General features: G+C 71.8%; 7 protein-coding genes. 4 read left to right on the plus strand and 3 right to left on the minus strand.

The genetic code is table 11. The annotated features are described in order from the left end of the window. On the plus strand, nucleotides 1-592 hold a 592-nt coding region (gene thpR, locus GWI24_RS33520), incomplete at its 5' end, for an RNA 2',3'-cyclic phosphodiesterase (protein WP_210949821.1). 190 nt (nucleotides 593-782) lie between these two features. Here the strand turns inward: thpR and GWI24_RS33525 are convergent. Both GWI24_RS33525 and GWI24_RS33530 read right to left on the minus strand, forming a co-directional pair. Further along, nucleotides 783-1,778 (minus strand): aldo/keto reductase, encoded by a 996-nt coding sequence (locus GWI24_RS33525; protein ID WP_210949822.1) that lies wholly within the window; start codon nucleotides 1,776-1,778, stop codon nucleotides 783-785. A gap of 245 nt (nucleotides 1,779-2,023) precedes the next feature. Further along, nucleotides 2,024-2,575 carry a hypothetical protein gene (locus tag GWI24_RS33530; RefSeq protein WP_210949823.1) on the minus strand — a complete coding sequence of 184 codons (552 nt, stop codon included), beginning with the start codon at nucleotides 2,573-2,575 and terminating at the stop codon, nucleotides 2,024-2,026. 336 nt (nucleotides 2,576-2,911) lie between these two features. Between GWI24_RS33530 and GWI24_RS33535 the strand changes: the two genes are divergently transcribed. Beyond that, nucleotides 2,912-3,916: a hypothetical protein gene (locus GWI24_RS33535; protein WP_210949824.1), complete on the plus strand. Its 1,005-nt coding sequence runs from the start codon at nucleotides 2,912-2,914 to the stop codon at nucleotides 3,914-3,916. A gap of 87 nt (nucleotides 3,917-4,003) precedes the next feature. On the opposite strand, the gene serC is transcribed toward GWI24_RS33535, so the two are convergent. Next, nucleotides 4,004-5,122, minus strand: a complete 1,119-nt coding sequence (gene serC / locus GWI24_RS33540; protein ID WP_210949825.1) for a phosphoserine transaminase — start codon at nucleotides 5,120-5,122, stop codon at nucleotides 4,004-4,006. 225 nt (nucleotides 5,123-5,347) lie between these two features. Here serC and GWI24_RS33545 point away from each other — a divergent pair, with 225 nt between their 5' ends. Both GWI24_RS33545 and GWI24_RS33550 read left to right on the plus strand, forming a co-directional pair. Further along, nucleotides 5,348-8,218, plus strand: coding sequence for an FAD-binding and (Fe-S)-binding domain-containing protein (locus GWI24_RS33545; RefSeq protein WP_210949826.1), 2,871 nt, complete (start codon nucleotides 5,348-5,350; stop codon nucleotides 8,216-8,218). A gap of 579 nt (nucleotides 8,219-8,797) precedes the next feature. Beyond that, nucleotides 8,798-9,674: TIGR03084 family metal-binding protein (locus tag GWI24_RS33550; RefSeq protein WP_308344173.1), on the plus strand; the 877-nt coding region annotated here is incomplete at its 3' end.

Consider the following 9,674-nt stretch of genomic DNA (forward strand, 5'->3'; position numbering starts at 1 on the left):
GAGACTCTTCGCCGCCGTGTTGCCGCCGGAGGCGGCCGTCGCCGAGCTGGCCGCGCGGGTCAAGGCGCTCCGGGCGCTGCCGGGGGCGGACGGGCTGCGCTGGACCGAGCGGGAGGGCTGGCACTTCACGCTCGCCTTCTTCGGCGAGGTGGCCGAGGACGTGCTGCCCGAGCTGCACACCCGGCTGGCCCGCGCAGCCCATCGGCACCACCCTCATGGGCTGCGGCTCGCGGGCGGCGGCCGGTTCGACGACCGGGTGGTGTGGGTGGGCGTCGACGGCGACAGCGAGGCCCTGCGGCGGCTGGCCGACTCCGCCGAGGCGGGGGGCCGACGGGCCGGGGTCCCGATGGACCGGCACCGCCCGTACCACCCGCATCTGACCATCGCCCGCGCCCGCTCCTCGCGTCACGGCTCCCCGCGCCAAGGCTCCGCCACCAGCCTCGCGCCGTACGTGGACGGGCTCACGGACTTCGCGGGCCGGGAGTGGACCGTGGGCGAGCTCAGCCTGGTGCGCAGCCATCCACCGGCCCCGGGCGTCCCCGGGCAGCAGCCGCGCTACGAGGTGGTGGCGGCCTGGCCGCTGGGGCACTGAGCGGTCCGGCTAATCTCGAGGTGTGGACCCCAAGACCAGAAACATGATCATGAGCGGCGCGCTGGTGCTGATTCTCGTCGTCGTCGCCGCGGCGGCCGCGCTCGGAGGCTGAACGCGAGGGGGCGTGGACCGCCGCGCGGCCCACGCCCCCTCTTTACCAAGCGCCTCCGGGCTATCAGGAGCCTCTCGGCTACCAGGCGAACGCCTCCGGCGACGGCCCCGGACCCGGGAAGATCTCGTCCAGCTCCGCCAGCACCTCCTCGCCCAGCTTCAGCTCCGACGCCCGTACTGCCGACGCCAGCTGCTCGGCCGTGCGCGGGCCCACGATCGGACCGGTGACCCCGGGCCGGGTGAGCAGCCAGGCCAGGGCCGCCTCGCCGGGCTCGATGCCGTGCTTGGCCAGCAGGTCCTCGTACCGCTGGATCTGATCGCGCACGGTCGCGTTCTTCAGCGCGTCGGCGCTGCGTCCGGACGTGCTGCGCGAACCGCCGCCCTCGCGCTCCTTGCGGAGCGCCCCGCCGAGCAGCCCGCCGTGCAGCGGCGACCAGGGGATGATGCCCACGCCGTAGCCCTGCGCGGCCGGGATGACCTCCATCTCGGCGCGGCGCTCGGCCAGGTTGTACAGGCACTGCTCGCTGACCAGCCCGTACGAACCACGGCGGGCCGCGGCCTCATTGGCCTGGGCGATGTGCCAGCCCGCGTGGTTGGAGGAGCCCGCGTAGATGATCTTGCCCTGCTGTACGAGGACGTCGATGGCCTGCCAGATCTCGTCCCACGGGGTGGAGCGGTCCACGTGGTGGAACTGGTAGAGGTCGATGTAGTCCGTGCCGAGCCGCTTGAGGCTGGCGTCCACGGCCCGGCGGATGTTCACGGCCGAGAGCTTGTCGCTGTTGGGCCAGGGCTCACCCTCGGCGGCCATGTTTCCGTACACCTTGGTCGCGAGGACCGTCTTCTCGCGCCGCCCGCCGCCCTTGGCGAACCAGCTCCCGATGATTTCCTCGGTGCGGCCCTTGTTCTCGCCCCAGCCGTACACATTGGCGGTGTCGAAGAAGTTGATGCCCGCGTCGAGCGCGGCATCCATGATCGAGTGGCTGTCGGCCTCCTCCGTCTGCGGACCGAAGTTCATGGTGCCGAGGACGATACGGCTGACCTTGAGACCTGTGCGTCCGAGCTGCGTGTACTCCATGGGGATCAGCCAAGCCGTTGGAGTGCGCTCTAATCAAGGGGGGCGGGCCGGGTGCTCGGTCATCCGCGGCGGCAGGGCCCTGGCCGGGAATTCCTTGTGGAAAACCCGAAAGCCCGCTTTTTGGCCCCCCGTGCGGTCAAAAAGCGGGCGTCTTGGGGTTTGCGGCTCCGGTCGGAATTCAATCGAGCATGATCGCCGGATGTGGCCGCTGAATGGGGTCGCCGAATGCGACCGGTATTTTCGGATTACCGGGCTGCGCGGGACTTCATAAAGCCGAGAACGCCCAGGGCCAGGGCCATCAGTGCGCCGATCAGGACCATGTAGAGCCCCGGGCCCGCGGTCATGTCGTACAGCTTCGCGGCCTGCTCCGCCGCCTTCTCCGCGACCTGCTGCGACACCCCCTCCTCGTCCTTCAGCTTCTGGACGACCAGCCGCTCGGGGTCCGCCATGTTGATGACCGCGACAATGGCCATGGCCAGCCCCAGAACGCCGCCGACCAGGTAGAGCGCCGCCTTCTTGGTGGCCATGGCGGCGATGAACAGGATCGCCGCGACCAGGGCGATGATCAGCGTGATGATGCCGTCGCCGTCGATGCCCTTGATGCCCCCGGTGGCGCCCTCGGCGTCGGAGATCACCCAGTTCACCATGGAGCCGACCAGCGCGATGACCGAGCCGACGATCGCGAAGATCGCGATCTTCTTGGACGGCGCGGCCGGTGCCGCACCGTGGTTCGGGGCACCGGCGGAATGCGTGGGCGGTGCGGTTTGCGCATAAGAGGACTGGCTGTATTCGCTCATGAGCTCAGACCGTAAGCGGGGCCTTTCTGCATTGCAATGCCGCCGCCCGCTATGCCGTCAATGACCGATAAATTTCTCGCCGAAATAATCCCCGGATGAGATCAAATAATCTCGGGGTTATTTCGGAGTGGCCGCCCGCACAAATAATTGACAGACGTTATCTGCCCGTGATCGCGGAAGTCATGCGCGATCACAGAAGTCATGCCGTGGCGGAAGGCGGAAGGCGGAAGGCGGAAGGCGGAAGCCATGCCCGGGCGGAAGCCAGGCGTGGCCGGAGGGGGCCCTCGGCGTGGTTCCGGCGCCGGACGCCCCCGGCGGGATGGCAGGCTTGGGCCCATGCGTCCGCTTCCGTTCGTACTCGGTGCCGCCGCGCTGCTGGCCGTGTCCGCAGCCGCCCCGGCCGCCGCCGACGACTCGTCGTCGCCGTCCCCCTTCACGATCCAGGATTCACGGATCACCGAGTCCAGCGGCCTCGCCGCGAGCCGTCTCCACCCCGGCGTCTACTGGACGCACAACGACAGCTCGGACGGCCCGTACGTCTACGCCGTGGACGGCAGGACCGGGAAGACGGTCGCGCGAGTCACCCTGCGCGGGATAGGGGATCCCCGCGATGTGGAAGCGATCTCGATAGGGCCGGACGGCAATATCTACGTCGGCGATATCGGCGACAACCTGGGCGGTCAGTGGTCCCATGTGTGGATCTACCGCTTCCCGGAGCCGAAGCAGCTGAAGGACACCACCGTCACCGCGACCCAGTTCACCGTCAAGTACCAGGGCGGGCCGCGCAACGCCGAGGCGCTGATGGTCCATCCCAAGACGGGCCGCGTCTACATCGCCAGCAAGAGCGACGAGGACGGCGGGCTGTACGCCGGACCGACCACGCTGAGCCCCTCCGGAGTGAATGTCTTCCAGCGGGTCTCCGACATCGGCATGGAGGTCACGGACGGGGCGTTCTCCCCGGACGGCACCCGGCTGGTGCTCCGCGGCTACTTCTCGGCCGCCGAGTACCGCTGGCGGAACGGAAAGCCGACGCGGCTGGAGGAGGAGCCGGGGCTGCCGCTGCAGCGGCAGGGCGAGTCGGTCACCTTCACCCCGGACGGCGGCACCCTCATGTACGGCACCGAGGGCGCGGGCTCCAAGGTGACGCCGGTGGACCTCGGCGGGGAGCTGCTGCCGGACGCCACCGCGAAGGAGCAGAAGAAGAACGGGGAGTACTCCGACCGCGTCGACGGCAAGCTCACCGACGACGACAAGAACGGCAACCTGGTCAAGGCCGGGCTCACCTTCGTCGGCGCGCTGGTGGTGTTCCTCGGCCTGCGCAAGCTCTTCCGCCGGAGCTGATCCTGGGGCTGATCGTCAACGTACGCGAAGGGGCCCGCGGCTGGTCGGCCGCGGGCCCCTTCGCGTACGGGCGTACGAAAGTGTGTGTCAGAGGTGCTCGATGACGTAGTCCACGCACGCCGTCAGGGCCTCGACGTCCGCCGGGTCGACGGCCGGGAACATCGCCACCCGGAGCTGGTTGCGGCCCAGCTTGCGGTACGGCTCGGTGTCCACGATGCCGTTGGCCCGCAGCGCCTTGGCGACCGCGGCGGCGTCGATCTCCTCGTTGAAGTCGATCGTGCCGACGACCTGCGACCGCTTGGCCGGGTCGGCCACGAACGGGGTGGCGAACTTGGACTCCTCGGCCCAGCCGTACAGCGTGCGCGAGGAGGTCGCGGTGCGCCGAACCGCCCAGTCCAGGCCGCCCTGGCCGTTGATCCACTTCAGCTGGTCGTCGAGCAGGAAGAGCGTCGCCAGCGCCGGGGTGTTGTACGTCTGGTTCTTCAGCGAGTTGTCGATCGCGGTCGGCAGCGAGAAGAACTCGGGGACGTGCCGGCCGGAGGCGTGGATCCGGGCGGCGCGCTCCAGTGCGGCGGGCGAGAAGACGCCGATCCACAGACCGCCGTCGGCCGCGAAGGACTTCTGCGGCGCGAAGTAGTAGACGTCCGTCTCGGCGATGTCGACCGGCAGACCGCCCGCCCCGGAGGTGGCGTCCACCAGCACCAGCGCGCCCTCGTCGGCACCGGCCACCCGCTGGATGGGCATGGCGACACCGGTGGACGTCTCGTTGTGGGTGAAGGCGTAGACGTCGGTGCCGCTCTCGGCGCGCGGCTCCGGGTGGGTGCCGGGGTCGGAGGTGATCACCGTGGGCTCCTCGAGCCACGGCGCCAGCTTCGCCGCCTTGGCGAACTTCGAGGAGAACTCGCCGAAGGACAGGTGCTGCGACTTGGAGTCGATCAGCCCGTGGGTCGCGATGTCCCAGAAGGCGGTGGAGCCGCCGTTGCCCAGGATGACCTCGTACCCCTCCGGGAGTCGGAAGAGCTCGCGCACCCCTTCGCGTACGGCGCCGACCAGGTTCTTGACCGGGGCCTGGCGGTGGGAGGTGCCCAGCAGGGAGCTTCCGGTCGCGGCCAGGGCGCTCAGCGCCTCGGTGCGCACCTTGGAGGGGCCCGAGCCGAAGCGTCCGTCGGCGGGCTTGATGTCATCGGGAATCCGGATCTCAGCCACGAGCCGAAGCCTAATCCGTCGGCCGCCGCGGTCCGACCGTCCGTCCAGCGGGTGAGACGGTATGTCCACATCCTGTTGACGCGCGAGGATGTTCCGGTATAGGGGCCGATCGCGGAACATGGCGGCCGTAAGGCGGCCATGCGGGTCATGCATGCCGACCATGAAGCGGCCATGAATCGGAATTGGACATTCTCAACGGCCGCCTCGCCGTGGACCATGGAGGGCATGGCTGATCACCAGGCAGACGAGCTGGAGCAGGCGCTGCGACGAGCCGTTCGCGGGGACGTCTCCTTCGATACGGCGAGCCGGGCCCTGATGACCATGGACGCGTCGAACTACCGGCGGGTCCCCGCCGGGGTGGTCGCGCCCCGCGACGCCGACGATGTGGCGGCGGTGCTGGCCGTGTGCCGGGAGCGCGGGGTGCCGGTGGTCGCGCGCGGCGGCGGGACCTCGATCGCGGGACAGGCCACCGGGCTCGGCGTCGTCCTCGACTTCACCCGCCATATGCGCGGCATCCTCTCGCTCGACCCCGAGCGGCGCACCGCCGTCGTCCAGCCGGGCGTGATCTGCGACGACCTCCGTACGGCGGCCGGCGCCCACGGGCTGACGTTCGGCCCCGACCCGTCCACCCACAGCCGCTGCACCCTCGGCGGCATGATCGGCAACAACTCCTGCGGCTCCCACTCCGTGGCCTGGGGCACCACCGCCGACAACGTCCACGAGCTGGACGTCCTCACCTACGGCGGGGAGCGGGTGCGCGCCGCCCAGGGCCTCCACGACCTGCCCGCCCGGCTCCGCGACGGCATACGGTCCCTGGCCGGTCAGCATCTGGCCCTGCTGCGCACCGGCTTCCCCGAGCTGCCCCGCCGGATCTCCGGCTACGCCCTGGACGAGCTGCTGCCCGAGAAGAACGCCGACCTCGCCCGTGCCCTCACCGGCAGCGAGGGCACCCTCGGCGTGGTGACCGAGGCGACCGTAAGGCTGGTGGAGGCGCCCGGCGCCCGCGCCCTGGCCGTGCTCGGCTACCCCGACGAGAGCGCCGCGGCCGAGGCCGCGCACACCCTGCTGCCGTACGGTCCGCTGACCGTCGAGGGCATGGCCGCCGACCTGGTCGCCGGGGCGACCGGGCTGCCCAAGGGCGGCGCCTGGCTGTTCGTGGAGGTCGGCGGCGCCACCCGCGAGGAGGCGCTCTCCCGCGCCCAGGAGGTGGCCCGCGCCGCCGCCGAGGCCACCACGGACCACACCGTGGTCGCCGATCCGGCCGGGCAGCGCGCCCTGTGGCGGGTGCGCGAGGACGCCTCCGGGACCGCCACCCGACTGCGTATTCCGGGTAGGGCCGACGGCGCAGAGGCCTGGCCCGGCTGGGAGGACTGCGCGGTGCCGCCGCCCCGGCTCGGCGCGTATCTGCGCGACTTCCGCGCCCTGATGGCCCAGCACGGGCTGCGCGGCACGCCGTACGGGCACTTCGGGGACGGCTGCATCCACGTCCGCATCGACTTCGACCTGCTGACCGAGCCCGGCATCCGGGTCTTCCGCGACTTCTCGGCCGACCTCGCCGATCTCGTCGTCGCCCACGGCGGCTCGCTCTCCGGCGAACACGGCGACGGCCTGGCCCGCGCCGAGCTGCTGCCGCGCATGTACGGGACGGAGATGGTCGGCCTCTTCTCCCGCTTCAAGGACCTGTGGGACCCGGAGGGCGGCCTCAACCCCGGCGTCCTGGCCCGCCCGCAGCGCCTGGACCAGAACCTGCGCTTCGATCCGCTGCCGAGGCGCCCAGTGGACGTCGAGTTCGGCTATCCGCACGACAAGGGCGACTTCTCGGCGGCGGTCCGGCGCTGTGTGGGCGTCGCCAAGTGCCGTAACGAGTCGGTGTCCGGCGCCGGGGTGATGTGCCCGTCGTACCGCGTGACCGGCGAGGAGAAGCACTCCACACGCGGCCGCGCCCGGCTGCTGCACGAGATGCTCGCGGGCGAGGTCGTCCAGGACGGCTGGCGCTCGGAGGAGGTGCGGGACGCCCTCGACCTGTGCCTGTCCTGCAAGGGCTGCCGCAGCGACTGCCCGGTGGAGGTCGACATGGCCACCTACAAGGCGGAGTTCCTGCACCACCACTACGAGGGCCGGCTGCGCCCCGCCGCCCACTACTCGATGGGCTGGCTCCCGGTGTGGCTGCGCGCGGCGTCCCTCCTGCGGGCGGCCCCGGCGGCCAACGCGCTGGCCGGGGTGAGCCCACTCGCCACCCTGGCCAAACGCCTGGGCGGCATCGCCCCCGAACGCGACATCCCGGAACTGGCCCACGAGCCCTTCACGAGGTGGTGGCGCGACCGGGTCCGCGAGGCGGCGCGCGAGACAGGAGCCGGACCGGTATCCGAACCGGGGCGGCCCGCGCACGGGCGGACCGTCGTCCTCTGGCCGGACACCTTCACCAACCACCTCTCCCCGTCCGTCGGCCGGTCGGCGGTCGCCGTGCTGGAGGCGGCCGGGCTGCGGGTGGTCGTCCCGCCGAAGCCCGTGTGCTGCGGGCTGACCTGGGTCTCCACGGGCCAGCTCGACCGCGCCCGCACGGTCATGCGGCGCACCCTGGACGTCATGGCCCCGGCCCTGGACGCCGGGCTCCCGGTGGTCGGCCTCGAACCCAGTTGCACCGCCGCCCTCCGCACCGACCTCCCCGAACTCCTCACCACCGACCCGCGTGCCGCGCGCCTCGCCGAGTCCGTCTCGACGTTCGCCCAGACACTGGAGCGCTACGCCCCCGACTGGCAGCCCCCGAGGATCGACCGTCCCGTCGTCGGCCAGACCCACTGCCACCAGCACGCCGTCCTCGGCGACACCGCCGAACGCCGCCTCCGCGAACGCGCGGGCCTTACGGGCACCTTGAGCGGCAGCTGCTGCGGCCTGGCGGGCAACTTCGGCTTCGAGGACGGCCACTACGAGGTCTCGGCGGCCTGCGCCGAGGAGCAACTGCTGCCATCCGTAAGGGCCGCGGAACCCGGCACGGAGATCCTGGCGGACGGCTACTCCTGCCGCACCCAACTCACCCAGCTGGCGGGCCGGAAGAGCCGCCACCTGGCGGAGGTCCTGGCGGAGCGGTTGCGGTGAGGGGCGGCTCGGCGGGGCGCGGCGCCGCCGCCGTCCGCCGGGCCGGTGGGCGTGGGCTCCGGTGGCTGCTTCCGTGCTCGTCGGCCGGGGCCTCTCCGGACCGCGGGCGGTAGGCGGCAAGATCCCCACCAGTGCGACCCCCGGCGGTCCGCCCCTCCCGGTGCCCCTCTGAAAAACGCTTGATCTGGCGCAACTAATTCATCAAGCGTTTTCCAGAGGGGGGTACCCCACCCCCCTGCTGTCCGGCATCGGCCTCGCCCGCCGGTCACGGAAGCCGCCACTGGCGCCCGCCTCCACCGGCCCGGTGGCCGGCGACGCGGGCTCGGCCCCGGCACCCCTGCCCCGCTGCTCAATTGCGCCGAAGGCGCGAGACGAAAGCCGCACCCGACCGAACCGAGCAGCCCAACGCACCTCACAACGCACGCCTCACAACGCGCACCTCACAAGAGCTGAGCCCCCATCAGCCCAACCGGCTGAATCATGCAAGCGTGCTTGATTGTTTCCCGTCGCGCTGCCACCCTCGCTCGACAAGAACGAAGGACAGCCGACACACGACTGACCCGACGACGGGAGCGACGCGTGTCCGAGACGGAGGCTCTGCTCGGCGATCTGCGGGCGGAGGGGGACGACTTGGACGGCCTGGTGGCCGGCCTCGAGGGCGCGGAGTGGCGTACGGCGACGCCCGCGCCCGGGTGGAGCATCGCGCACCAGATCGCCCATCTCGCGTGGACCGACGAGCGGGCCGTACAAGCCGCCGAGGACCCGCAGGGGTTCGCCGACGAGGTGCGCCGGGCGTGGACCGCGCCGGAGGCGTTCGTGGACGAGGGTGCGGAGCGCGGGGCGGCCGAGCCGCCCGAGGTGCTGCTGGAGCTCTGGCGCGCGGGGCGGGAGCGGTTGCTCCGGACGCTGGCCGCGCAGCCGCCGCGCGCCCGGCTGCCATGGTACGGGCCGCCGATGAGCGTGATGTCGATGGCGACCGCCCGGCTGATGGAGACCTGGGCGCACGGCCAGGACATCGCTGACGCCCTGGGTGTGCACCGGGCCCCCACCGCCCGGCTGCGCCATGTGGCCCGGATCGGGGTCCGGGCGCGGGGCTACGCGTACGCGGCACGGGGGATGGAGCCGCCGGCCGAGGAGTTCCGGGTCGAACTCACCGCGCCGGACGGTGAGGTGTGGGCGTACGGGCCGGAGGATGCGGGTCAGCGGGTCACCGGGCCCGCCCTGGACTTCTGTCTGCTGGTGACCCAGCGGGCCCACCGCGACGATCTCGCCGTACGCGCCGAAGGGCCGGACGCGGACCGCTGGCTGGACATCGCCCAGGCGTTCGCGGGCCCGCCCAGAAAGGGGCGTGCTCCGGGGCAGCGGACGGATCACAAGGGGGGTGGGGACGCCGGAGGCGGCCCCGCAAGCCCCGCCCCGCAGGGCGACGCCTCCGCAGACCCCGCCCCGCAGAGCG

This window comes from Streptomyces sp. MK37H, from assembly GCF_018035285.1.
Taxonomy (GTDB): domain Bacteria; phylum Actinomycetota; class Actinomycetes; order Streptomycetales; family Streptomycetaceae; genus Streptomyces; species Streptomyces endocoffeicus.

What these genes read in the sequence shown, in the direction of transcription:
- GWI24_RS33525 (WP_210949822.1), bottom strand. Translation starts at nt 1,778, where the DNA reads ATGGAGTACACGCAGCTCGGACGCACAGGTCTCAAGGTCAGCCGTATC.
- GWI24_RS33530 (WP_210949823.1), bottom strand. Translation starts at nt 2,575, where the DNA reads ATGAGCGAATACAGCCAGTCCTCTTATGCGCAAACCGCACCGCCCACG.
- GWI24_RS33535 (WP_210949824.1), top strand. Translation starts at nt 2,912, where the DNA reads ATGCGTCCGCTTCCGTTCGTACTCGGTGCCGCCGCGCTGCTGGCCGTG.
- GWI24_RS33545 (WP_210949826.1), top strand. Translation starts at nt 5,348, where the DNA reads ATGGCTGATCACCAGGCAGACGAGCTGGAGCAGGCGCTGCGACGAGCC.